The organism is Acinetobacter sp. LF10 (genome assembly GCF_048585715.1).
GTDB lineage: Bacteria > Pseudomonadota > Gammaproteobacteria > Pseudomonadales > Moraxellaceae > Acinetobacter.
Window position 1 is genome coordinate 2,925,757 of the sequence record NZ_CP184160.1, and the last position, 25,418, is coordinate 2,951,174.

Here is a 25,418-nt window from a genome sequence, read left to right on the forward strand (position 1 = left end):
AATCCATTTTTATCATGCTTTAACAGCAATTTTTATGCCTTTCTACTAAAGTAATGTTCAACTCACAAGCGCTTTTAGATCAAAGCATCCGATCTAAACTACAATAGAAAAAATCTTATAAATTGATAGATAAGCTTTACATCACTAAATTATTCAAAACAGCTCCAAAAATAAAACATGATTTCATCAACACAACGCTGCTCCTCTTGTTCGATTAGCAAAATTTCTCTATCTTTAAGCAAAAGATTACGTGCACTGGATGCATATATGCTCACCCATTTAACTTTAATTAATTTTGCACTTGCAGACCATTTAGCTTTAGATATTGAACAAGGTTTCAATGTTTTGACTGGGGAAACTGGTGCAGGAAAATCGTTATTGTTAGATGCACTGTCTGCATGCTTGGGTGAACGTACCGATACCAACTATGTCCGTTATGGTGCAGATAAAGCAGACGTCACTGCTGTGTTTAGTTATCAAGCTGAAAGTGCGGAAGCAAAATGGCTTACAGAACATGAACTAGATGATGATTCTGGTGAGATTCATTTAAGACGTGTCATATTTGCGACAGGTCGAAGCAAAGCATGGATCAATGGGCGCCCAAGTAGCTTGTCTGAGTTAAAAGAAATTGGACGCTTACTGGTACAACTTTATAGCCAGCATAGCCAACAGCAATTACTTGAGCCCCCTTATCCGAAGCACTGGTTAGATCGTTATCATAATTTTGCCGAACCAGCAGATGCAGTACGTGAAGCGTATAGCACATGGCAAAAAAACATTCGCCAACATCAAGCCGCTTTAGATGCGCAAGCCACACGTATTCAAAAAATACAAAATTTAGAATCTCAAATTGAAGAACTTGAAGAGATTGTCCAAACGGATTATCGAGAGATGGAACAAGAGTTTGATCGTCTCAGCCATCATGAACATATTATGCAAGACTGTAGTTACAGTCTAAATGTCTTGGATGAGGCGGAACAAAATATCACTCAAGAAGTTGCTTCAATCATTCGTCGTTTAGAGTCTCATGCAGGACGCAGTGAACAGTTATCAAATATTTATAATTCGTTACTCAATGCGCAAAGTGAGATTGAAGATGCAACCGCGAGTTTACGCCAATTTATTGATCGCCAAAGCTTTGATCCTGAAAGAATGGAACAGCTCAATACAACCTTAGAAATTTTCCATCGTCTCGCGCGCAAACACCGTACCCAACCTGAATTACTCAAACAAGAATATGAAACTTGGCAACAGGAATTAGAGCAATTACATCTATTAGAAGATCCTGCAACCTTAGCGGAACAAGTAGAAATTTCTTATCAAATTTTTATGCAAAAAGCTGAACATCTAGATCATATTCGTCGTGCAGCCGCAGTTCCATTGGCGAAGCAATTGACTGAACAAGTGAAGCCGCTTGCTCTACCAGAAGCATATTTTGAATTTAAATTCGAGCCAATGGAAGCAAATGCCGAAGGCCTCAGCTTTATTCAGCTTCTTTTCACTGCCAATAAAGGGATTCCTGCACAACCGCTGGCTCGCGTTGCTTCTGGCGGTGAACTCTCTCGTATTGCACTGGTCATGCAAGTGATGAATGCCGAAAAAACAGAATCCGAAGTTTTGGTCTTTGATGAAATTGATGTCGGAATTAGTGGCGGTACGGCCGAAGTGGTTGGTCGTTTACTCGCCGATCTAGCTCAGCATGTACAACTACTCTGTATCACCCACCAAGCTCAAGTTGCTGCACAATCTGACCAACACCTATTGGTCAAAAAACAACAAACAGATCCAGCAAGCAGTACTATTATTGAGTTAAATGAAGAACAACGTATTCTAGAACTAGCACGTATGTCTGGCGGCGTTGAGATTAGCGAAACCACCTTGCAACATGCCAAACAACTGCGTCAACTAAAATTTCAATCCGCTTAAAACGCATAACAAAATGTGAGAAAAAGATTGGCGAAATCCGATTAACTCTTGTATGTTGATAAGAAGAACCTATATAGATAGATCAGCATAATATTTTTGATGGAGAATCGCCTAGGTGACGAAACAATATCTAACTCACCGTTGTCTCATCGCTCCACCAGACATAACAGATGACTTCTTTGCCAATACTGTTATCTATGTGGCACGCCATGATGAAGATGGTGCACAAGGCATTATTATCAATCGCCCTTCTGAGTTACAGATCAAAGAATTATTGAATGATTTAGAGATTGATGCAGATAATGTACAACCTCATGCCGTGTTGCAAGGTGGACCATTACGCCCAGAAGCAGGTTTTGTCCTACATACAGGTCAACCTACTTGGCATTCATCAATCGCAGTCGGTGAAAATGTTTGCATTACCACCAGTAAAGATATTTTGGATGCAATTGCACATAACGAAGGTGTCGGTCGTTACCAAATTGCCCTAGGCTATGCCAGCTGGGGCAAAAATCAGCTTGAAGAAGAAATGGCACGTGGTGACTGGCTGATTTGTGACTCAGATATGGATTTAATCTTTAATCTACCTTACGGCGATCGTTGGGATGCGGCATACAAAAAAATGGGGGTAGACCGTACATGGTTTGCTTCAGAGATTGGTCATGCCTGATTTTAAAACTTCGCAATCTATTATGGCCTTTGATTTTGGTACTCAAAAAATGGGGATCGCAATTGGTCAATCAACTATTGAGAGTGCTAATCCTTTGCCATTATTCGTCATGAAAGATGGTATCCCTGACTGGAACCAGCTATTAAAACTCGTCAAAGAATGGCAACCCAATCTTTTTTTAGTCGGTTTGCCATTAAATATGGATGATAGTGAATCTGAACTCTCCGCTCGCGCACGAAAATTTGCACGACGTTTGCGTCATCAAACCAATATTGCAACGTGGATGGTGGATGAGCGCTTGACTACACGCGAAGCGAGAGAAGAACTTGAGTCTTATCAAAACAAAGGCCAAGCAAAACGATTATCGGCTGATAGTTTCGCAGCTGCACTACTCATTCAAAGCTGGTATCGTGATCCTAATGGAATAACACCTTAATCATTTATATTTAAGCGCTTTATCACGGTATAGCACACTGATGTACCGTGATAAAATCAGATCCAAATGCTCAAAATAACTGCTTTAGCACGTCTATAACCCAAACCATTTGAATAAAATTTAGAATGCAATTCTTAAAAAATAAATCAGCTCAGACTATGCCTGATTATTTCTCAATAATTCTCACGGTTGCAGTTCGCCCTGAAACAAAAGCCAATGGATTCTGAGGTTGTTCATCTAAAACAATTTTTACAGGCACACGTTGCGCTAAACGTACCCAACTAAAAGTAGGGTTTACATTTGCCAATAGATTAGAACTACCAGAACGCTCACGATCTTCGATCCCTGTTGCAATACCTTGAACATGACCACGAATTAACTGGCGATCCCCCATCAACTGTACCGTTGCAGCATCACCGACATGAATACGATTCAATTTGGTTTCTTCAAAATAGCCCACGACATAAAGCTGACGACGATCTAGCAGCGCAGCAACCGCTTGCCCAACTTTAACATAATTCCCAACACGTAAATCAAAGTTAGCTAAGGTCCCATCCGCAGGTGCAACGACTGCCGAACGACTCATATTGAGCTGAGCTAAATGTAAATTGCTATTCGCCACTTCGATCAAAGCTTGCTGTTGTTGAATAGCAGCCTCGGCCTGTTCAATACTCGCTGCTAGCTGCTCTTTTTCCGCAATCGCCTGATCGCGTGTAGCAAAAACCTGATCTTGCTCTTGCTTAGAGATTGCACCATCCATCAAACTGGCATAACGTGCTGCATTCTTCTCAGCCAATTTCATATTAGCTTCAGTCTTGACCAAATTTGCCTTTGAACCGACTAAGTTTGCACGCGCCTGAGCCAAACCAGCATTGGCTTTTGCTAAATCAGATTTAGCTTGTTCAACATCAAGCGCTTGACGTTCAACATCAATCTTGAAAAGAACTTGTCCTTTCTTTACCGTTTGATTGTCCTGTACCAGAACCTCAGTTACTAATCCATTCACATCCGAAGCCACTTGAATCACATCACCACGCACACGACCATCACGTGTCCACGGTGCAGCATTGTAGTAATTCCATAAATGCACGACTGCATATATCGCAATCAAAACCGAAAGTACTAATACAATTGGACGTATGACTTTTCGTACATCAAATGCATTCATGTTCATCACCTTTACCACATATTTTTAAATCATTAAATTTCGGAGAGAGCTACTTAAAGGCTTGTACCTTGTAAATAAAGACATAACCAATGCATACACAGCAACAATCCCAAGTACAAACACAAGTTGAAAATGTTCGGTAGTACAACCCAACCTCTCATAACTAAACGATCGATCAGTGGACTCATCAGCTTAAAAAGCACGTAGGCGATGATGGCTTGCACCAAAAGAATTGGAATATAGATTCCATAAACGTTAATCTCACCCATGCAATACACCTAAATCATATATTTCTGAATCCATCTTTTGTGTTGAGACGTGCCCTATGCTTTCACGAATATTATTCAGAGAAATCAACATTCTTTGAGCGAGTTGCTCATCTTCAATTTGCACTGTAATCCGCTGTAATAGATCAATCTGCTGTACAATTCGAATTGGAAAATGGTTTAGAGAAAGTTGTTTCTCCTGCATTTGAAAATATTCTGTCAGTTGCTGTTGCAGTACATTGACTTCATTTTTCAAACTGACCAATTGGGGGAGTTTTTGGCTGATTTCTTGCAATCGGACTAAGTCAATAATTGAACTACTTTCAATCAGAGCATTCTGAATCGAGATCTTAACTTCAGGATTTTGAACCATTTTGGTATTCAATACTCCAACTCGGTCCAACATACTGCGTAGATGAATTTTGAACTCACTACCATAAGATAGATTTAATGCCTGACGCATCGCCTGATAATGTAAAGTTAAAATTCGCGTTGCACTGGTATCAGGTGAAACAGCTCGAACTAAATCAATCACAATGAGTGAAACCAATACGCCCAGAACCATTGCAAATGAACTATCTAAATAAGAAACAGCATCCATGCTGTATTTATTATGCAGATTCAGTCCCATCATGGTGTTAATCCCAAGTACCATTCCTACAGGCATTAACATTTGATTTGCCATCATGCTGACAGCCACTAAAAACACAGGGAATAGCACCAAAGCCAATTGCCAAAAATGAGTCACATGCGGAAAAATACCAAATGCATATAAGAATACTAAGCCTGCGGATACAATACTGCCCCAAATAAAAATCCGCAGCACAGGTACTGGGTTATCCAAAGCCGTTAAGATACACGCCGTAATTGCACCCATTTGCGCCATCATAAAACCCGCTTTCCAACCTGACAGAATCCAAGCTGCAGTGACAATAAAAGTAATCAGTACCGCACTAATTCCACCTCGTATCGCAATACCATGATCACGATGTAAACTTGGATATTTCGTCGTAATGGCTGTAATTTCTATTGGAATCTCTTTATTGCCTTGTTGAATTTGTTGCCAAAGTAGTTTTACTGCCAAGATATTGGCTATAAAATGACGAACATCCATCTTTAATGCAGCCAATACAACTTTCTGTTCAGACGTTACTTTAGAAATCAGCTCAGCGAAATCCTCTTCAAATCCAATTGGCAAAGTCTGTAAATCAGCAGGTACTAAACTTTTCTCTTGTTTTAAAAATGTCAAAGTATGCTGACGAATCATATCCAAATGCGAAACAAGATTAACTAAGTGCAAATGTTCGAGTTGTTTCACACGTTGAGACAATGCAACCAAATTCGCAACCACCAATGACACTTGATGTAGCATTTCTTGTAAAGGTTTGGTCATGCCTTTCAACTCACCTTTCTCATAAGCCAAATGTACAGCTAAGGCATGAATATCAGAGGCATCACGAGTAATCACAGATAAAAATTGCGTGTAATTTTCAGGTGTTTCTTGAACTGCAATCAATTTTTCAAAGGTTGCTTCTAGATCGTTTAACGTTTTATTGACACGTTGCTTAATCATTGCGCCAACATGAACTGGAAAAAAAGTTGCCGAAACAACGGCGGAAGAGACCACCCCAACAGAGATTTCAAGTACACGTGCAACAGCGATATCAAAAATATTGTAGGTATCGATATAGGTAATTGCATTGTAAACAATCATGGCAGTTGAATATCCTGCCAACATAAATACGTAGCTACGCGGCGTGCGGTCTAGTAATGACACATATAAAGCAAAGCCCACCCAGAGAGATAAAATAACCGTAAATAGCCACGGCGTATTAATAAAATGTGGGGTCAATAACAGTGCTATGACTGCCCCTGCTACAGTCCCAATCAAACGATACACACATTTCGAAGACACCATTCCCGAATAAGGATTGGCAATAATCATGACCGTTCCAATCGACCACATCGGATTAATCAAATCTAATTCAAAAGAAATAAACAGCGCCAGCATGCCTGCTACAAAGGTTTTACAAGCAAAAATAAGATCAAGTCGGCTCGGTCTGAAAGCTAACAGCTGTTTAAGTAACATGAATATGTCTCAATTCTAAGTCAGCCTGATCTAATGACACATAACAATGTGGCACGAAGTTAGACCGATTTGGAGTATTAAATCAGTTGACAAGAAAAAGCTGATTATGGGGAACAAGGCATAGTGTCTAGAGCAAATGGAGATAATTTAACTAATTTCATTATCCAATAAAGACACTACATCTATAATTTTTTCAAAACAAAGCAAATTAGTCAACATAAATTATCACTATTTGATAATTTTTCATTTTAATTTAAAATATTTTCAATAAAAACCATATCTTTTCTCAATTCAATGCCTAATTGATTGAGCAAAAATATTCCGACCTAAAAGTCCATACACGATCTCGGGCTTTTCTGTTATAAAGCAATAAAAGTTCGATTTTCACGTTATTTTTAAGGAGTAGACAACGGATCATGGCAATTTCGAGTTTTGGTAAAATTCTCACCGTGCTGGATTTATTTTCAGTTTCACGTCCGATTATCAATGTCGATATCATTTGTGATGAGCTTGGTCTGTCAAAACCCACAGCCTATCGTTATCTTAAAGAACTTGTTTCAACAGATATTTTAAAACGCATTAGTGGTACATCAGGAGACTACACTTTAGGGTCTAAAATTGCCGTTCTTGATTATATTTCTCATAGTACAGATCCATTGGTTCAGATCAGTATTCCTTTTATGCGTGATATCGTAGATCGTACTGAACTCTGTTGTTTATTAACCTATTTAAACCATGATTATTGTATTGATTTACACCATGAAACCTTTAAAGAAGCAGAACTTATTTCTTACGGAAGAGGTTGTCCACGCCCTGTTTATGTAGGTGCTTCACCCAAAATTGTGATTGCTCATCTCTCGAAGCAGCATATTCAAGCTTATTATCATCAGTTTACTCAGGAACTTGCTCAGGTAGGCTTTGCCCATAGCCTCGATGAATTTATGCAGCAAATGCGGAAAATTAAAAAACAAGGCTTTTATTTATCGCAGGGTGAGATTGATCCAATGGTATGTGGCCTTTCCGTGCCGATTCGCTTTTCTACTAAAGAAGCGCCGATTGCACTCACGCTAGTAGCATCAAAAAATCGTTTTGATTTCTTGAATATTCAAAAACTGATCGAGATCTTGCAAAATAATGCAGCGCAAATTGAGCATAAATTTGCAACACTTTCCGAAAATCAGTCAAACTGAATTGAGAATTTTAAAAAATATTTACATTTTTATCCGTTGTAAATAGCAATATATTCTCATATTATGATTATGTCCTTCAGCATGCTTTCCCAAAGAGCGTGTATTTCCTCAGAGAACTAAGCTCATCTTTGTATGGGCTTTTTTCTTAAGCGCCATCCAAAACTCTTAATTAAAATAACTTATAAACAATGAGTTAGAATAAATTTATTGAGTTAACACATAATTTTATTGATTAACTTTGCTTCAACCAACATCTGTTCAGTCTGATCAGTCGACATTGCAACCAAATATTTACCATTTGAATAATAAAGCGAACCATCCTGATTCAGGGCATAGCCTAACACCCCTCTTTTCAGAACTTTCTGCTCCCCATTCGTTGCATATTGAATCAGTTCCCAATTACGAGGGATCACACCCGCAAATTTTTCACCTGCACTTTGATTTTGTTGCAAAGTTTTCTGAGCTTTAATCAAATTACCTTCAACAAATAATTCTTCTTCAGATTTTTGTTTAGTCTTAGCAGGATTTGCACCTGAAGTCGACTTAAGTGATTCCCCAGTATAACGTTGCGTAAAAAAGTCTAACCAACCAATCACAGCACGAATAATTTTGAACGGCGCAAATATAATATCTTTGAGTGAATTGCCGCTGTGATGCTGATTTTTATATGGACGCTTAAGGAAATAAAGCTGCCCCGCCGTATCAATTTTTGGTTTATAAAAATCAAACTTCGGATCAGCAATGATTGTTTCTAATTCACCTGTTTTTAAATTTAAGCGACAAATCTCTTTCGGTCCCACACTGATATTACCTTGATGGTCATAAGCAAAACCACAACTATCATAATAAACAATATCAGGATCTTGAGGATCAAAACTTGGATGTTCGTCTTGACAGTCACCTTCTGTAATATATTGGATGTGATTCGAATCTAACCCCAAAACACAAAGATGCCTTTCATAAGCATAACCTTTACTTGCAGATAAAATTAATCTTTGTTTTTGCGCTGCATAATCAAGATGATGAACAATAAATTCATTGTTTCTAAGAACCAAAGCTTCTGGCTGTTGTAACTCAGTTAATGATTTCATATAAATTGCGCAACCATCTTGTAGTCGCGCCGCATAAATCATCTGTTGATTATCAGTCAATACCGCATCAACTGGAAATACATAGGCTAATTCATTTGGATCATCTTGACGGGTCAACCCCATAAATTGCGCGCCAGTCCCAGTGGTTTTCCATTGTTTGCGCTGCTTAATTTCTTGTAAATTTTTCTTGTACTGACTGACCGCATGACAATCTATAGTCTGTGTTTTTTGATTTTGTAATAGATACAACTCTTGATTTGATAAATATAATAAAGATGACATGTAACCGTGTTCCTACGTTATCATTTTTAACATTCACTATATTTCACAAATTTTATAGTGAATGCTTTGATTATCTAGATTTTTATTAAATTTAAATAAAATAGTGATGGCAAATCATTTTAAGGCTGTTTTAAATATGGCCAAGCAGCTTTCATATAAATAAACATCGACCATAAAGTCAAAATAACGGCGGTATACAGTAAAGCATATGCCCAGATTTCGAGTGGTTTCCAGTTTAATAAGAACACACTAATCGCAATCATTTGAAATGCTGTTTTGTACTTTCCTACCGTAGAAACTGCAACGCTAGTACGTGCACCTAGTTCAGCCATCCATTCACGCAATGCCGAAACAGTAATTTCACGCGAAATAATCACAATTGCAGCAAAAGCCATTGAGATCGTCGGTTGCCATTGCACCAATACAATTAATGCAGCTGCAACCATAAGCTTATCGGCGACTGGATCAAGGAAACGCCCGAAAGCAGAAGTCTGATTCAAAGTCCGAGCTAAATACCCATCGAACCAATCTGTCACTGCTGCAAGAACAAAGATTGCAGTCAATACCAAATGTCGCATCATTCCCCCATGATGCTCAGCAATTCCAATTGCAGGTGGCCAATAGGCAATTGCCAAAAATACAGGAATGAGGGCGATACGCGCCAAAGTTAAAATATTAGGAATGTTCAGGATTCGCCCTGTGCTCATAAACACCGCCATGTTGTTCGCATCAAATATGCATGTCGCACAAAGGATGTGCCGAGATTGTATCCATGTGTAAGCAACTTTATACGAAATGCACGGCAGTGTCGACTAGGCAAAAACGGCAACTGTTTGTCGAAGTACCGCAATCAGTCGATTTTCATCATCCCAAAGATAGGCATACTCGGTTGAATAGCCATGTTCAGCATATTCAGTCACTACTTTATATTTGAACCAATCCTGTACTTGATGAGCAATCGGCTGCAAATAGGTAATCTGCCATGTTAATGAGCTTGCTGGTGCAGGGGTTTTAAACATCGGTAACACACCTGGTGGCCAGACATCCATCAATCCAAATAGATCGGCCAATTTCATTTCACGATTTGGATGCAACTGAGGAATAAAACGGCACCATCCGCCAAAGTCAGGCACTTTGCTGCCAGCCATTGGATAATTACCTTCAGCCCAACATAGTTCAAACTGTTGCAAACACTGTGGCATTAAGCCTTCAATATAAGCCGTTTTTTCCAACTGTGCCGGCAGTGGATAATCAGGAATTTGCGGTAGATTTTGCACATGAATCCGAGATTCACGCTGAGAACCAAAACTCGCAATTAATATACTTTGTACAGTATCAGCTTGCCATAACCGCACTTCTAAGGTTGTAACCGATTTACCCTCTCGCAACACCTCCGCCGTGAGTTTAGCCTGCCCTTCTTGTACAGGGCCAACAAAGGTCACATTACAACTCAACAACTGCTTTGTTGTATCATGAACCACACTCTGCGCCTTTTGGATTAATAATCCTGCAACTAAACCGCCAAATACGGTGCGACCTTGTAACCATCCTAATGGAATATCAATCCACTCTTGATGTTCAACCTGTTGATATAGCGGAAGCAATGACATTATCTTTCCTTAATCGTCAAACCATCTTATCTTTAAATGTTTTTATCTTTTTGTGAATGATCATTGACGCATCAGTCATTGACAGATTGAGCCAATCGGTCAAGTTATTCATGCAAAATTTTATAAATCGTTCTCGCCATGACTTCACCCAAACCCGGTACAAGCATCAACTCTTTTTCTGACGCTTTTAAAACACCTTGTATACCACCAAAATGAGTGAGTAGATCACGACGGCGTTTTGGTCCTAGCCCAGGAATAGCCTCTAAAACAGAACTACTACGGCGTTTATCACGCTTAGCTCGATGTTTGGTAATGGCGAAACGATGCGCTTCATCTCGCACTTGTTGGATGAGGTGTAAAGCTTTATGGTCTTCGGGTAATTGAATCTTAGTCCCATCGGTAAAATGTAGCGTTTCTAACCCCGGTTTACGTCCCTCACCTTTAGAGACACCAATCATAAAAGCATCAAGCGCTAATTCTTGCATAACCTCCATCGCCATATGCAACTGCCCTTTACCACCATCAATCAAGAGTAGATCAGGTAACATATTTTTTTTATAACGGCGTATCAATGCTTGGCGCATCGCCGCATAATCATCACCGCCCGTAATATCCTGAATCGCAAACTGACGATAATCTCGCTTTCTTGCACCGCCCTGATCAAAGACTACACAAGAAGCAATCGGTGCTTCACCCATGGTATGACTGATATCAAAGCATTCAATCCGATCAATAGGTCTTCCAACCATTTGTTCAAGTTGATGAAAGCGCTCGTTTAATTCCAAGTGATTACTCAGTTTACCTTTAATCGCATGTTGCACATTCATTTGCGCCAACTCTAGCCATTCAGCCCGAGTTTCTCGCACTTTATGTTTGATTTGAACTTTCTTATTGAAGGTGTGTTGTAATGCTTCTTCTAATTGTTTTTGGTCGGGAATATCTACATTTACAATCAATTCTGATGGCACTTCATCCGCCACTTGGAAATAGAAATTCGCCATAAAATCATTCAGCATTTGCGCCAAATCATCTCCCAACATATCTGGAAAATAACTTTTACCACCCAGCATCCGCCCATTACGCACATACATGATTTGCACACAGGTCACACCCGCTTGATAGGCAATCGCCAAAATATCGGCTTCGCCTTTGATCTTAAATACTGCTTGTTGTGCTTGAACCTCGCGCAATAACGCAAGACGATCACGATAAAATACGGCTTTTTCAAACTCAAGAGCTTCCGCAGCCTGTTCCATTTTTCCAATCAACTCTTGATTGAGTTCTTTGGTATCACCCTGTAAAAAACGAATTGAATTATCCACATCTTCCTTATAGTCCTGAGGGCTAATCAGACCGACACAAGGCGCTGTACAACGTTTAATCTGATACTGTAAACAAGGGCGTTTACGTTGTGAAAAATAACTGTTTTCACATTGGCGGACATTAAATAATTTTTGTAATACAAGTAGTGTATCTCTAGCACTATAAGCACTTGGATATGGACCAAAAAACTTGCCAACTTGATGTTTACCTTTGCCACGGCCACTAGCAATACGTGGGTAAGGTTTATCTGCTGAAACGAAGATATAGACATACGACTTATCGTCACGCAACATAATATTGTATGGCGGACGATGTAATTTAATCAGATTTTGTTCAAGTAATAATGCTTCTGTTTCAGAACGAACAACTAAACTTTCGATGTCATAAATTCGCGCCACTAAAGCCTGTGTCTTAGGATGATCAATCGTTTTAACAAAATAGCTGGATACACGATTCTTTAAGTTTTTGGCTTTTCCGACATACAGTAACTCTCCATCTTTGCCAAGCATTTTATAAACACCAGGCAATTGAGTCATATGAATCAATATTTTTTCAATGTGTTCACGCGCGTTTGGATTCACAGCAGACTTTCATCATCAGTAATGCTTTCGATGATGTAGTCTGCATAAATCAATTTCAAGTCAATTGAGCCAAAATTCATCAATTCAACAACTCAAATAACACCAATTATTTAAAAACTCGACTCAATACTTGATCAGCGCTCTTAAATGCAGACTCATTAAAGAAATCATAGGCTAGTTCATTTGTTGGAGCGATTGGATTAACTTCTCTAGTTGTATGGTAAAAACCCCAATATTCACGAGACTGATGACGAATGCGTGTATCTGCTAAATTAAACTCAGTATTAGGTGTAAATGCAGTCCAAGCTGCATTTTGCCAAATATCTTGGCGGATAATACTGCCTCCTATACTTACATGTGACAGATTTTGAGTTGGATATGACTCAATATAATCTTGAGTACTCAACTGAACTTGTTTTTGCCAACATTAATAAACAAATAAACAACCAAATCATCGCTATCAAAAAAAGCCCTTTCGGGCGTTGATCTCATTCAGATTTAAAATACATAAGGCCGAATAAAAATTAAGAAAAATAGCCCTAACATGATGAACCATTTCAAAAAATAATATAAACCACGATTGCTTGCTTTTAAGGCTTTGGCTTTTAAACGAAACTGATAAATATATCCAAAAAGCTTATTCAACCCACCAGTTTGATCACCCGCTTCATTGGGTGAACTGGCTGCCGTCATGACACTTTTACCAAACCAATGATTAAACTTTTCTATAAAACGGGTTTTTAATGGGCGTTCTACATCAGCGAAAAAGATAATACGATTCTGGTCAGTGGTGTTTTCCGCATAATGGATATAGGTTTCATCAAACACTACACTTTCACCATCACGCCACGAATAACGCTGACCATCGACATCAATAAAACAGCGATCATCATTTGGTGTAATAAGACCTAAATGGTAACGCAATGAACCCGCATAAGGATCACGATGGCGAACTAAACGGCTATCTGGTGCTAACTCAGTAAACATCGCAGCTTTAATTGTTGGAAGGGTTTTTAATAATGCAGTTGTTTTTGGGCAAAGTTCAGCGGCAGATGGATGCGCAGAGTCGTACCATTTCAAATAGAAACGTTTCCAACCTGTTTTAAAGAAAGAGTTGAAACCGAGATCGTCATAACTACTTGAAGCTTTAATCCCACCTTTGTCATATAAAGCTTTGGCTTCGTCTCGAATCATTTCCCAATTTTCATCTAAAACTTTTAAATCTTTAAAATACTGAGTATCAATATAAGGTTGATTCGGTACTTTAGAAAACATGTACATTAAAAAATTTATAGGTGCAAGAATCGTTGAGTGATCAAAAAATTGACGATAAAACGAATGCTTTACTTTACCGCGTCGCTGAATGTACAAAGCTGAAATAATGAAAATCGCTAAAATGATCCATTTAACCATTGAAAAAATCGACCAAAAAAATGAATCTCGGAATTTTATCATCGTCTTTTTTAATTTCTAGCCAATTTTGGTTCAGCAATTTGTTCTACTTAATTCATTAGAAAAAATAAACAATAAATATCATGTATATATAAAAACAAATCTTTCAATGAAAATTGTTATTTTTTTATTTTTTGCTGTTTTTTGACCAAATACATTTTTGCATCAGCTTCATGAATCAAAGTAGATGCATCTAAGTAGCCATCAACATGATCTGTTTGTTTTGCACCGATACTCAAAGTAATATTCGGCTCAATTTGATAAACATACTGTAGTAATCTCGGAACGAAACTTTCGAGTGCCTGTGCTTCAGTACAACGCGGAAATACAATACAGAACTCATCTCCACCACATCTAAAACAATGATCATCCAAACGTGCAACGAATCGAATCGCATCCGCTACAATCTTTAAGATTTGATCACCTTTAGAATGCCCAAAATTATCATTAATTATTTTAAAATCATTGATATCAATAAATACGACTGTAACGGGTTCTAAACTTCGTTCAGCCGCATAAATTGTCGAATTTAAAATACGATTTAAATGTCTCACATTTAATAGTCCTGTGAGCGGATCAGTTTGAGATAAAGCTTCCATTTGCTGAGCACGATCTTCTAACACAGACGCATATTGCTCAATTTTTTCTTTAGATGCCTTCAACTCACTGACCAAACTCCATACATAAGTTTCTACAACCAGCGAAATATCAAACATAAATAACTTTTCTAAAGTAGAACGTATTTGATGAAAATTCTCTGTATCGCCTAATTGTTGTTGAATCATTGATATCAGCATGGTTTTGAGATGATAGACAGCGGATAAATATAATTTGGGTTCGACACCAATTCGTTTATGCACTAAACCTATTCTCAATCGATTATTGACATAATTGGCATCATAATTACCTGAAAAAAGTTCTATCAAGTATTGGCGTTGTGCATGTTGTAACCGTGATAAAGTGTCTATATCGCCAATCAGTGAAGCTATCTCAGAAATCGAGGTTTGCTGTTGATAAAAGGTAATCACAACTTGGTCAAGTAGATACTCAAGATCGATTTGTTCCCCTAAGTCAACCAACTGCTGTAATTCTTGATGACTTAAACTAAGCAAAGATCGTCGATATTCAATTTCTTCAATCGAAATATGCATTTGTTTCATCAATGTTTGGTCTGTTGGTTTCATCCTTTACCCAGCCTTCCCTAAACAGGTTTGTTTTTTTATTCAGCTTCTCAACCACATCATCAACAAATAATTATTTTTCTATACGTTTTCACATAAACCCTAAAAATAGCTATAACTAACATTTTTTGTCATAAAATCAAACCATGTCTCATTTTAAAAACAAAAAAAATCTTTCAAAATCCTTTTTTCAACAAAGAGTTAACAATAAAACATTGCTTTCTCTATATCTATAATAAAGCAATAAATAAGCCATAACTTTATCAACTTAACTTAAATATTAGATTAAATATGCTAATAAAAAAAAATATGAATTTAAAATGATTTATGGCTTGCTTAATACACTTTTTACGTTTAAAACCGATAATCACATGACTAAAATCAATCAACTTTTCACTGTTTTTAAAGGAAAAAATAGCTTTCTATTTTTATACAAGCCTTAGAAATAAATTCTTTAAAAGAATAGATGACCCTAGCGTCACGGCTTGATACAACTTGTTATGTCCTTTTTGGATATAGTTATCGTAAGATTAGCGAAGCATTTTGTGTGCGCTAACGCATACACGCTTTATGACATCAACTCAGAATCCTCCACAACAAGGGAGATCAGGCATGATCCACGCTGGCAATGCCATTACCGTCCAAATGCTTGCGGACGGAATTGCAGAATTCCGCTTTGACTTACAAGGTGAGTCGGTTAATAAATTTAACCGTGCAACCATCGAAGACTTCCAAGCAGCAATTGCTGCGGTTAAAGCCAATAACGACATTAAAGGCTTAGTTGTTACCTCTGGTAAATCAACATTTATCGTTGGTGCAGATATTACTGAATTTGGCGACAACTTCGCTGCTGGTGAACAAGCAATTGTTGATTGGCTTATGCCTGTACATGACGTCTTCAATAGCTTTGAAGATTTAGACATCCCTAAAGTTGTTGCTATTAACGGTACAGCGCTTGGTGGTGGTTTTGAAATGTGCTTAGTGTGTGACTACCGTGTCATGTCTGAGCAAGCACAAGTTGGCTTACCAGAAATCAAACTCGGTATCTATCCTGGTTTTGGTGGTAGCGTACGTTTAAGCCGTGTAATTGGTATCGACAATGCTGTTGAATGGATGGCAATGGCGAACCCGAAAAAACCAGCTGCTGCACTAAAAGATGGTGCTGTAGATGCGGTTGTTGCTGCTGACAAACTTCAAGAAGCTGCGATTGATTTGGTAAAACAAGCCATTGCTGGTCGTTTGAACTGGAAAGCAAAACGTCAAGAAAAATTAGACGCAATTAAATTGAACCCACTTGAACAAATGATGGCGTTCAATACAGCAAAAGGTGCGGTACTTGCAAAAGCAAACCCTGCACAATACCCTGCGCCAAAATTGTTACTTGACTCATTACAAGCAGGTGCAAGCCTTACACGTAATGATGCATTAAAAGCAGAAGCTCAAGGTTTTGCTAAAGCAGCAATTACTCCTCAAGCAGGTGCATTGATTGGCTTATTCATCAATGACCAAGTTGTGAAGAAAACTGCGAAGAAATATGAGAAAGGTGCTCACCCTGTTAACCAAGCAGCTGTATTAGGTGCGGGTATCATGGGTGGTGGTATTGCTTACCAAACGGCAAGCAAAGGCACACCAATCATCATGAAAGACATTGGTAACCCACAACTTTCACTTGGTATGAAAGAAGCGAATGGCTTACTGACCAAGCAAGTTGAACGCAAAAAAATGAAACCTGCGCAAATGGGTGAAACACTTGCTCGCATCCGTCCAACTTTAAGCTACGATGAGTTTAAAGAAGTGGATATCGTGATCGAAGCAGTGACTGAAAATCCAAAAGTAAAAGAAATGGTACTTGCAGACACTGAGAAGAATGTTCGTGAAAACACGATTATTGCTTCTAACACGTCTACGATTTCAATTACGCGTTTGGCGAAAGCATTACAACGTCCTGAAAACTTTGTTGGTATGCACTTCTTTAACCCAGTACACATGATGCCATTGGTAGAAGTGATCCGTGGTGAGAAGACATCTGATGAAGCGATTGCAACTACTGTTGTTCTTGCTCAGAAAATGGGTAAAACACCTATCGTTGTTAACGACTGCCCTGGTTTCTTAGTTAACCGTGTATTGTTCCCTTACTTTGGTGCATTCGACCTTCTTGTAAAAGATGGCGCGGATTTCCAACAAGTGGATAATGTCATGGCGAAATTCGGCTGGCCAATGGGTCCTGCATACTTGATCGACGTTGTTGGTATCGATACAGGTGTTCATGGCGCAGAAGTAATGGCTGAAGGTTTCCCTGACCGTATGAAGCCAGACTACAAAGGTTCTATCGAAGCGATGTACGAAGCAAAACGTCTTGGTCAAAAGAATGACGTTGGTTTCTACAAATACGTGTTAGATAAGAAAGGTAAGAAAGCGAAAACTGTTGATCCAACAGCTTACGAAATCATTGCGCCTTTCGTGACTGGTGAAAAACGCGAGTTTGACAACCAAGAAATCATTGACCGTATGATGCTTGCTTTCTGTAACGAAACAGTTCGTTGCTTAGAAGACAACATCGTTGCAACTGCTTCTGAAGCAGATATGGCGATGATCATGGGTGTAGGTTTCCCTCCATTCCGTGGTGGTCCATGCCGTTACATCGACCAAACAGGTGTTGCTGAATACGTTGCGCTCTGCGACAAATATGCACACTTAGGTAAGGCTTATGAAGCGCCACAAATGTTGCGTGACATGGCTGCTAACAACAAAAAATTCTACGGTTAAGGAGCAACGTGAATGGCTACTTTAAATCCACGTGACGTTGTAATTGTTGATGGCGTTCGTTCAGCAATGGGCAAATCACGTAACGGTATGTTCCGTAATGTACGTGCCGACAGTTTATCTGCTGAATTAGTACGTGCACTTGTTGCTCGTAACCAGTTTGATACCAATGAAGTTGAAGACATCATTTGGGGCTGTGTAAACCAAACTTTAGAGCAAGGTATGAACATTGCTCGTAATATTGGTTTATTGGCTGACATTCCAAAAACTGCTGGCGGTCAAACAGTAAACCGTCTTTGTGGTTCTTCAATGCAAGCAATCCACACTGCGGCAGCACAGATTGCAACGAATCAAGGTGATGTATTCATCATTGGTGGTGTTGAGCACATGGGTCACGTAGGTATGATGCACGGCATCGATCTTAACCCAGAAGCGTCTAAACACTACGCGAAAGCATCGAACATGATGGGCTTAACAGCTGAAATGTTAGGTCGTATGAACGGTATCTCTCGTGAAGAACAAGATGCTTTCGGTGTTGAATCTCACCGTCGTGCTTGGGCTGCAACTCAAGAAGGTCGTTTCAAAAATGAAATCGTTGGTGTTGAAGGTCATGATGCAAATGGCTTCAAAATCTTGTGTGACATCGACGAAGTAATTCGTGCTGATGCAAACCTTGAAGCATTCAAAGCATTGAAACCTGTTTTCGATCCTAAAGGTGGTTCAGTAACAGCAGCAACTTCTTCTGCTCTTTCTGACGGTGCATCTGCAATGTTGTTGATGTCAGCTGAACGTGCTGCATCTTTAGGTTTAAAACCTCGTGCTGTGATTCGCTCTATGGCGATTGCAGGTTGTGATGCTGCAATCATGGGTTACGGCCCTGTTCCAGCAACTCAAAAAGCGCTTAAACGTGCTGGTTTAACGATGGCGGATATCCAAACTATCGAATTAAACGAAGCATTTGCTGCACAAGGCTTATCAGTAATGAAAGGCTTAGGCGTTTATGAGAAACAAGACATCATCAACTTGAATGGTGGTGCGATTGCATTAGGTCATCCATTGGGTTGTTCTGGTGCGCGTATCACAACAACATTGTTGAACGTGATGGAACAACAAGATACGCAAATCGGTCTTGCGACCATGTGTATCGGTCTTGGTCAAGGTATCGCGACTATTATCGAACGTGTTTAATCGACACTGAGATAAAAAGAAAATCTCCGCTATACGCGGGGATTTTTTTATGTGATAGAAATTCATTTCATCGTTGTATCGAATCTTTGAAATACAAATATCCACTGTAGACAGAACAATACACGACAAATTATTATCAAATTCCAAAAACGATAAGGTTCTAACAATGTTTAAAAATATGGCAGCTGATCTAATGGGAACCAGTGATATCGGTAAGATTATTGAACCTAGAGATTATGATAAGACGGATATTGATGACTATATTTTCCATGAAGACAATGAAAAAATTTTCTTTTTGATCAAAGCAAAAACCGACGAATACTGCTTTACCAATACCGCTTTCATTCATCTAGATGGTACAAGTGCGGTCAGCAAAAAACGGACGTTGAATCGCTATCCATATAAACACTATCAGATTAGTCGGGTGCTTCTAGAAACAGCAGGTACAATTGATCGGGACGTCGAAATCAAATTCCAACTTGGTGGTGCAAGTTATTCAATTGATATTGAAAAATCACAAATCGAAAAGGTACGAGATTTATATAAAGCTCTATTTAGTATTGGGGAAGCGTGTAAAGAAATTGAACGTCAAATAAATTCGCTAGTCATCACTCAACAAGCTGTGAATAACATGTTTTCTCTGCGTGAATTACCAGAACAAGTGTTGTTAAACCTCCCTGATATTATTTCTCAGACCACCATTCAAGTTGAAAATAAGTTTACTGAACGTCGTAAACAAATTGAGAACTATGATTTCTCTGCAATTTTTGAGCGTTACCTAAAACAATAATAGAAAAAATCCCCACTAGATATGCGGGGATTTTTATCTTAATCAATGATATAAGCTATGGTTGTCTAAAATCTTTTAAACCATTTTGAATTTGCTGCTGTAATAGCAAAATATCATTCAAATTGACTTTAATCGAACCATCACGAATGCCATCAATATTGTTGCGATTTATATTAAGTGGCTCTAATATTTTAAATACACCATTAGTTGGATCAGATGATTGAAAACCTGAAGCCACCGCTAGAATATACTCTTGTAACCCAGGTGAAACTTGAGATAAGCCTGACTGCACCTTTGGTTCAAATTCAACTGCACTAATATTCTCAGGAATTCCTGCATTCTGCATATCAGTATGGGTTTTATAAATACGATGCTGAAGTGCTTGACGTACCTTTTTATCTTCTTGAAATGGAGTAGGTCCTACGACTTCTTCACGTAATTCAGATTCAGCCATAATACGAATGGTTGGTAAAGTTGCAACCTCTTCGGCATGTACTGCTGAAAATCCAACTAAAGTAAATGCCATCATCAGCGCTGATCGTTTTAGAAAGTTCATCACTTGCTCCAAAAATCATTCACCTTAAACATTGAATAAAAATAACTATAAGCTTAAGCCTACAACAAAGTCACACTTGATTCAGTATGGCTCAGATAAACGGTAAATTTCACCAAAATTTTAAACGAGAAATCAAATCTATCCGTATTAGCGATCATGTTTAATCTTTGTAAAGATCGCCATACTTAAGAGAAAAGTCCTCGCTTCTACTTAGATTTTTCATTATGGTCTTTTAAATATTGTATGAATATCAATTATTTTTTTAAATTTTAAACTTAAATCATTAGGAGAACTGGATGTTTTCAACTCTAATTAAAATGACTACAGCGATATCAATTACAGCATTATGTTTAACGGGATGTGCAACCAAAACACTGATTAAGAAAGACAACAAAACCTATACTCGAACAGAACGTGTCACTTTAGTTGAAGACAATGTGGTTGCTTTTGGGCGACCTGCGCAAACATCGTCAAATTTACCCAAAGACAGTATCGTGATTGCAGGGAAAAAAAACAGCTATATTTTGACTCAAGGTGGTTCTCAATTTGTGAGCTTGATCAGTAAACTTGATGCTAAAAATATTCAAATAACACGGGACTTGAGTTTTTATTCTGAAAAGAATGATGGCAATTTTTCAGGTACATTGCCACTTTCCTATATAAAACTTAAAGAAGATTTAAGCAAAAAAGATCTAGAGTTCTTTATTGAAAATGGCGCAAAAGAATGTTCATCCTCAAGTGATGAGCGTATGTATGCACAGCGGTTCTGTTTTGATATTAAGCTTGCTGGTGTCGTATACCCTGCTGCAAATAATCTCACCTCATTAAAAGCATTAAGTAAGCCTTACCAAGTCTCTATCTATACCAATAAAGAAGAAAGTTATAAATCAAAATCAGGTATGAATCCTTTAGAAAAACTGGTTTTACTGCCTTTTGCTGTAGCGATTGATGTGGTGAGTTTACCGTTCCAAGCAGCGGAAAAGATTTTCGACTAAAGTTGATCTTACAATCAAGCAATGATTCACAGGCTGAATCATTGCTTGATCGAACTACAATTCTTCATCTAATACTTCAACATTACTTTTCTTAATTTTTTCCATCTTCGCATTTAGCCTGAGTACATCCTGATATAAGTTATTAAAATTTTTCACTTGTATTGTTTCTTGAAAAAGAATCATTTTGTCTTGTTTCTGCCATGGGTAGGTTCTCAACATATCGAACATTGCCTGTGCTTTTTCTATAATTTTCTGTTCAATCGGGAAAATATCATGTGCTTTATCTACTTTAAGGTTATGTTCTAATTTAACTTGTAAGGATTTTCTCATTTCATTATGAATAGCCAAACTTTTTGCTTGTTTAAGTGAATCGGTCTGTATTTGTTGCCGTTTTCGTTCATATTCAGCCGATATTTTCCGAACCTCGCGAAGCATTTGTTCTGTTTCTTTATAAGCTTGCTGACGATCTTGATCCAAACGCTCTACATCTAAAAAAGTATCCCAATTTGCTGCTTTGAGTTGCCTTAAATAATGATTTCGCGCTTCAACATTTTGCATCCAATAACTAAGTAGAAACTCGGACATCAACTTATAATCACCTGACAAACGATCATCATGTACATTCAGTTGCACAGGTTTTGACCAATCTTGCGCTTGGTCATAGAGCTCACGCATTTTTTCAGCCATAACAATTTCAAACATTTGTTCAGTATTGGCTGCTTTTTGCTGCACACGATATTGATAGAAAAAGAAAGTACTTATACAAATTACAATGACTGCAAGGAATAATAGAAAACGGCGCATACAGCCTCCAATCTTAATTATATTTTTTATGTTCTGAATTTAAGTTTAATCAATCAAACATAGGCTGTTAATTGATTTTTATTTCATTTCTCGTAACGGAGCATTACATTTTCATCGCTTTAAATTTCGTACTTACGCCCCTATTATCAAACCAACTAAAATTGTAGAGATATACCATGCGCGTAGATATTTGGTCAGATGTGGTTTGCCCTTTTTGTTATATTGGGAAAAAGCGTCTTGAACATATTGCTGAACAAGCAGGAATTGAGCTTGATATTCATTGGCATAGCTTTGAACTCGATCCAGATGCTCCAGCTAAACACGAGACTTCAAATACGGAGCGCTTAGCAAAGAAATATGGGCGTAGCTTTGCTGAAATGGAAGAAATGGAACGTAATGTCGCTGCTATGGCAGCAGTTGAAGGCATCGACTTCCAATGGCAAAAAGCCAATTCAGGCAATAGTTTTAATGCTCATCGGATCATTCATCTTGCTCAAAGTAAAGGCTTAGGTAACGAAGCAAAAGAAGCCTTTTTTCATGCTTATATGACTGAAGGTCTTGCAATTGGTGAACGTGAAGTGGTTGAAGAAATCGCTTCACGGATTGGTCTAGACCATGCTGAGGTTGAGTATGTGCTGGATTCAGATGAGTTGGCAGATTTTGTGCGTCACGATGAAAAAATTGCACGTGAGCAATTGAATGTTACTGGCGTGCCTTTTTTTGTCTTTGATCAAAAACTAGCACTTTCAGGTGCACAACCGCGTGAGATTTTCTTACAAGCATTACAACAAGCTCAATCAGCATCTACACAAGAAATCGAGCAAACCAATGCAGCTCAATGTAACGATGATCAGTGTGACATTCATCCCTAACTATTTTTACTAAATCACAAGCTTCAAGATTAATTTGGAGCTTGTTCAGGACATTTTCAAAAACCACAATTCTTATGCCCTCACCTATTATCCCAAAAAGAATACCGCTTATCTGAGCAGAAAATCCTGTAACAAAGTAACCATCTTTATTGATCAACTTTTAACTCAACAATATGCGACTTGAGTCACATATTGATGATATATTTATAGATATGTTTTCGCATAACTATCTATTTATCCGATTTATTGTTTTACGGTGTTGATATTTTGAAAGCCAAAACATGATCAAAATCTCTATTTGGAATACCTAAATGAGATTTTTTACTAACTTGCAGTCTATAGATTTTGCATAGTTTTCTTCTATAATCGTCATAAAGTGACATTCTTTTGTTATGAAAATTCAAGAGTTACAAGCCCTAATAAATGGTCAGATTCAACCCGAACAAATATGCATTGAGCAACTTGTAGCTTTGGCTAGACAGCATAATTTGACGAATACACCTGAATACAAACTGTTAGATGATGCTGTGAATATTGTACTTATTTATTATTTAAAACAGGCTCAAGCCTATCTCTAAGGAAACTATCAATGGACGTATTAGAGAAAGCATTATTGGTTGATGAGCTCAAACATCTGATTGTTGGGCTAAACAACGATAAAAACTCACTTTTTGAGATTGCAAAATCAAAGCAACGTATTAAGGATATTTGTTCTTCTTGTGACGATCCATTGTTTCAAGAACAACTCACTCCATTTAAAGAATTTATTCAACAAGAAGAATTTCCGGCTGAAGAATTAGAAAGCTTTGGGTATGCACTCACTTATCGCGGAACATTTAAATTTATGGGGCGTGTTGAACATGCTTTATTTGCATCAGGCGACATGGGATGGGCAGCTTTACGTCAGTCACAGCATTGGCAAATTTGGGTTATTCGCCCTGCATTGTCTTTTATAAAGAGCCCTTGGTTTACATCTACTCGACAAGCACTTGAATGGATTCAAACGAGCACAAGTGATTATATAAAAACAGATGATGAACTCAAAAGCCTTATTCCTGTTTTAGAGCCAATTCATCAAAGTTCAACAAATTTATCATTAGATTCAAATCAGACAATTCACAAGGACAGATTATCTGCTATGAGAGAAGAAACTGCGAATTTTGAAGCACAACTCGAAGCAATTATTCAGGAAAGAATTCAATCTGTACCCAATACTCCAACACCAAGTATTCCAACGGTCGCAAAGCCTAAACCAAGTTTTAGACAAAATGTGCGTCCTGTTGCAAATCTAAATAAAGCTAAACCTGTTGCGCTAAAAGATTTTAATTTAGATGGACTCGTATGTCGCTTAGAGCGTATCGATCCTAAAACATTTCCATCTTTATATCGTGTAGAGCTACACGATGAGATTGATCAAAATATTAAAATTGATTGGTTATATTTAAAAGCTGAGAATGACGTTCAACCTGTTTGGGAAACAGCTCAAATCTTTGTTGCGGAACAGCTTTATGCTCAAGGACAGTTTTCACATTATGTCGTACTTATTGGTACTCATAGTGTCGAATATGCTGCAACAATCTTACAAGCTTATACAGACCAACGTCATACTCAAACAAGCTCGATTCATCAAACAGACTGGGTTATTTTTAAACAACATTACCACCAACATGAAACACTATTTAATGAATGTATCATGAATGGTAGTCAAGTTTGGCAGCGTAATGAGCGATCTTACCCTTATATTCCTGCTGCCTTTATTAACACGCAAAAGTTTATTCCTTTTGAAGAAACAGCAGCGACTTTTCTGACGCCAGTCATCCTACTCAAAGAGCGTCAAAAAATCAGAGTGCTACACGGCGCAGAACGGGTAAAATTATCGAGCGAAGATCAAGCTTATCCGTATCTATTGTTAGATCGTGCAGACGGCTATACATGGCAATTAATACGTCAAGTGATTAGCCGTCTCCCTCAACCAATTTCAGTTCATGATCTCTATCAAGCACTCGAAAATGCAGATGTTTCAGCGACCTAAATATCCATTTTTAAGATACATCTAATCCACCATCAAACTTGTGATTGCTTATTGCAAGTTTCATGGTGGACTTTCATAAATACTCATTCAAATTTTCAAAAGCATTGTTAAATTGCTGTTTTTTGTGTCTTTAGCTTGATTTTATTGCTTGAA

Annotated in this window: 22 protein-coding genes and 1 pseudogene; 11 read left to right on the plus strand and 12 right to left on the minus strand. The window is 38.1% G+C overall.

The genetic code is table 11. The features are described 5' to 3' along the window. The first annotated feature begins 267 nt into the window (after nt 1–267). The 3 genes from recN to ruvX all read left to right on the plus strand — a co-directional run bounded on the left by recN (nt 268) and on the right by ruvX (nt 3,032). The gene (gene recN, locus ACN19N_RS14065) at nt 268–1,926 is read left to right on the plus strand and encodes a DNA repair protein RecN (protein WP_269238961.1); all 1,659 of its coding nucleotides are present in this window, start codon (nt 268–270) and stop codon (nt 1,924–1,926) included. A 115-nt stretch (nt 1,927–2,041) separates the two neighbouring features. Beyond that, nucleotides 2,042–2,596, plus strand: a complete 555-nt coding sequence (locus tag ACN19N_RS14070) for a YqgE/AlgH family protein (RefSeq protein ID WP_269228992.1) — start codon at nt 2,042–2,044, stop codon at nt 2,594–2,596. Next, nucleotides 2,589–3,032 carry a Holliday junction resolvase RuvX gene (gene ruvX, locus ACN19N_RS14075; protein WP_269238960.1) on the plus strand — a complete coding sequence of 148 codons (444 nt, stop codon included), beginning with the start codon at nt 2,589–2,591 and terminating at the stop codon, nt 3,030–3,032. The genes ACN19N_RS14070 and ruvX overlap by 8 nt, the downstream gene beginning before the upstream one ends. 166 nt (nt 3,033–3,198) lie before the next feature. On the opposite strand, the gene ACN19N_RS14080 is transcribed toward ruvX, so the two are convergent. The 3 genes from ACN19N_RS14080 to ACN19N_RS14090 are packed head-to-tail and all read right to left on the minus strand — an operon-like array spanning nt 3,199 to nt 6,555. Further along, entirely contained in the window at nt 3,199–4,200 is a 1,002-nt protein-coding gene (locus ACN19N_RS14080; RefSeq protein WP_420001595.1) for an HlyD family secretion protein, read from the minus strand. Nucleotides 4,201–4,253: 53 nt separating this feature from the next. After that, nucleotides 4,254–4,469 (minus strand): DUF1656 domain-containing protein, encoded by a 216-nt coding sequence (locus ACN19N_RS14085; RefSeq protein WP_269238958.1) that lies wholly within the window; start codon nt 4,467–4,469, stop codon nt 4,254–4,256. Beyond that, nucleotides 4,462–6,555, minus strand: coding sequence for an FUSC family protein (locus tag ACN19N_RS14090; RefSeq protein WP_269238957.1), 2,094 nt, complete (start codon nt 6,553–6,555; stop codon nt 4,462–4,464). Before ACN19N_RS14090 ends, ACN19N_RS14085 begins: the two co-directional genes overlap by 8 nt. 416 nt (nt 6,556–6,971) lie before the next feature. Here ACN19N_RS14090 and ACN19N_RS14095 point away from each other — a divergent pair, with 416 nt between their 5' ends. Then, nucleotides 6,972–7,745 (plus strand): IclR family transcriptional regulator, encoded by a 774-nt coding sequence (locus tag ACN19N_RS14095; RefSeq protein ID WP_004659301.1) that lies wholly within the window; start codon nt 6,972–6,974, stop codon nt 7,743–7,745. Between the two features lie 212 nt (nt 7,746–7,957). Here ACN19N_RS14095 and ACN19N_RS14100 read toward each other — a convergent pair whose 3' ends face one another. The 7 genes and pseudogenes from ACN19N_RS14100 to ACN19N_RS14130 form a co-directional block, all read right to left on the minus strand. Further along, nucleotides 7,958–9,118, minus strand: coding sequence for a hypothetical protein (locus ACN19N_RS14100; RefSeq protein ID WP_293735069.1), 1,161 nt, complete (start codon nt 9,116–9,118; stop codon nt 7,958–7,960). Between the two features lie 119 nt (nt 9,119–9,237). Continuing rightward, complete coding sequence (pgsA, locus tag ACN19N_RS14105; protein WP_004659303.1) at nt 9,238–9,825, minus strand: CDP-diacylglycerol--glycerol-3-phosphate 3-phosphatidyltransferase; 588 nt, start codon at nt 9,823–9,825, stop codon at nt 9,238–9,240. 105 nt (nt 9,826–9,930) lie between these two features. Next, nucleotides 9,931–10,728 carry a thioesterase family protein gene (locus tag ACN19N_RS14110; RefSeq protein ID WP_420001596.1) on the minus strand — a complete coding sequence of 266 codons (798 nt, stop codon included), beginning with the start codon at nt 10,726–10,728 and terminating at the stop codon, nt 9,931–9,933. 104 nt (nt 10,729–10,832) lie between these two features. After that, nucleotides 10,833–12,632 carry an excinuclease ABC subunit UvrC gene (uvrC, locus tag ACN19N_RS14115; RefSeq protein ID WP_420001597.1) on the minus strand — a complete coding sequence of 600 codons (1,800 nt, stop codon included), beginning with the start codon at nt 12,630–12,632 and terminating at the stop codon, nt 10,833–10,835. A 106-nt stretch (nt 12,633–12,738) separates the two neighbouring features. Continuing rightward, a pseudogene (locus tag ACN19N_RS14120) lies at nt 12,739–13,059 on the minus strand (hypothetical protein); the annotation flags it as partial. 71 nt (nt 13,060–13,130) lie between these two features. Further along, nucleotides 13,131–14,045, minus strand: coding sequence for a lipid A hydroxylase LpxO (gene lpxO, locus ACN19N_RS14125; RefSeq protein WP_269238953.1), 915 nt, complete (start codon nt 14,043–14,045; stop codon nt 13,131–13,133). A gap of 158 nt (nt 14,046–14,203) precedes the next feature. Beyond that, on the minus strand, nt 14,204–15,268 hold the full coding sequence (locus ACN19N_RS14130) for a GGDEF domain-containing protein (RefSeq protein ID WP_269229000.1): 1,065 nt from the start codon (nt 15,266–15,268) through the stop codon (nt 14,204–14,206). A 609-nt stretch (nt 15,269–15,877) separates the two neighbouring features. Between ACN19N_RS14130 and fadB the strand changes: the two genes are divergently transcribed. The 3 genes from fadB to ACN19N_RS14145 all read left to right on the plus strand — a co-directional run bounded on the left by fadB (nt 15,878) and on the right by ACN19N_RS14145 (nt 20,006). Beyond that, complete coding sequence (gene fadB, locus ACN19N_RS14135; RefSeq protein ID WP_269230478.1) at nt 15,878–18,031, plus strand: fatty acid oxidation complex subunit alpha FadB; 2,154 nt, start codon at nt 15,878–15,880, stop codon at nt 18,029–18,031. Between the two features lie 12 nt (nt 18,032–18,043). Next, nucleotides 18,044–19,216 (plus strand): acetyl-CoA C-acyltransferase FadA, encoded by a 1,173-nt coding sequence (fadA, locus tag ACN19N_RS14140; RefSeq protein ID WP_269229001.1) that lies wholly within the window; start codon nt 18,044–18,046, stop codon nt 19,214–19,216. Nucleotides 19,217–19,382: 166 nt separating this feature from the next. Next, on the plus strand, nt 19,383–20,006 hold the full coding sequence (locus ACN19N_RS14145) for a PH domain-containing protein (RefSeq protein ID WP_269229002.1): 624 nt from the start codon (nt 19,383–19,385) through the stop codon (nt 20,004–20,006). Between the two features lie 55 nt (nt 20,007–20,061). Here the strand turns inward: ACN19N_RS14145 and ACN19N_RS14150 are convergent, their stop codons facing one another. After that, on the minus strand, nt 20,062–20,562 hold the full coding sequence (locus ACN19N_RS14150; RefSeq protein ID WP_269229003.1) for a hypothetical protein: 501 nt from the start codon (nt 20,560–20,562) through the stop codon (nt 20,062–20,064). A 296-nt stretch (nt 20,563–20,858) separates the two neighbouring features. Between ACN19N_RS14150 and ACN19N_RS14155 the strand changes: the two genes are divergently transcribed. Then, nucleotides 20,859–21,557: a hypothetical protein gene (locus ACN19N_RS14155; protein ID WP_420001598.1), complete on the plus strand. Its 699-nt coding sequence runs from the start codon at nt 20,859–20,861 to the stop codon at nt 21,555–21,557. A gap of 54 nt (nt 21,558–21,611) precedes the next feature. On the opposite strand, the gene ACN19N_RS14160 is transcribed toward ACN19N_RS14155, so the two are convergent. After that, nucleotides 21,612–22,361 (minus strand): hypothetical protein, encoded by a 750-nt coding sequence (locus tag ACN19N_RS14160; RefSeq protein WP_420001599.1) that lies wholly within the window; start codon nt 22,359–22,361, stop codon nt 21,612–21,614. A 176-nt stretch (nt 22,362–22,537) separates the two neighbouring features. On the opposite strand from ACN19N_RS14160, the gene ACN19N_RS14165 reads away from it, so the two are divergent. From ACN19N_RS14165 to ACN19N_RS14175, 3 genes are all read left to right on the plus strand, one after another. After that, nucleotides 22,538–23,233 (plus strand): DsbA family oxidoreductase, encoded by a 696-nt coding sequence (locus ACN19N_RS14165; RefSeq protein ID WP_269229006.1) that lies wholly within the window; start codon nt 22,538–22,540, stop codon nt 23,231–23,233. Nucleotides 23,234–23,625: 392 nt separating this feature from the next. Next, a complete protein-coding gene (locus ACN19N_RS14170) occupies nt 23,626–23,811 on the plus strand; it encodes a hypothetical protein (protein ID WP_269229007.1) in 186 nt (61 codons plus the stop codon). A gap of 11 nt (nt 23,812–23,822) precedes the next feature. Further along, nucleotides 23,823–25,265 (plus strand): hypothetical protein, encoded by a 1,443-nt coding sequence (locus ACN19N_RS14175; protein WP_420001600.1) that lies wholly within the window; start codon nt 23,823–23,825, stop codon nt 25,263–25,265. Nucleotides 25,266–25,418 lie beyond the last annotated feature (153 nt).